Raw genomic sequence first — 256 nt, forward strand, 5'->3', positions numbered from 1 at the left:
GAGGACCTAGCGGCCCGTACCCCAAACCGACACAGGTGGTCAGGTAGAGAATACCGAGGCGATCGGGTGAACCGTGGTTAAGGAACTCGGCAAAATACCTCCGTAACTTCGGGAGAAGGAGGGCTCCAACTGGTGATCACCCTTGCGGTGTGAGCTGGGGGGAGTCGCAGAGACCAGCGAGAAGCGACTGTTTACTAAAAACACAGGTCCGTGCGAAGTCGCAAGACGATGTATACGGACTGACGCCTGCCCGGTG

1 rRNA gene is annotated in these 256 nt (G+C 57.8%); it reads left to right on the forward strand.

The features are described 5' to 3' along the window. Positions 1-256 (forward strand): 23S ribosomal RNA (locus GWK61_RS61780); the annotation flags it as partial.

Source organism: Catenulispora rubra (assembly GCF_015356825.1).
Classification (GTDB): Bacteria; Actinomycetota; Actinomycetes; order Streptomycetales; family Catenulisporaceae; genus Catenulispora; species Catenulispora rubra.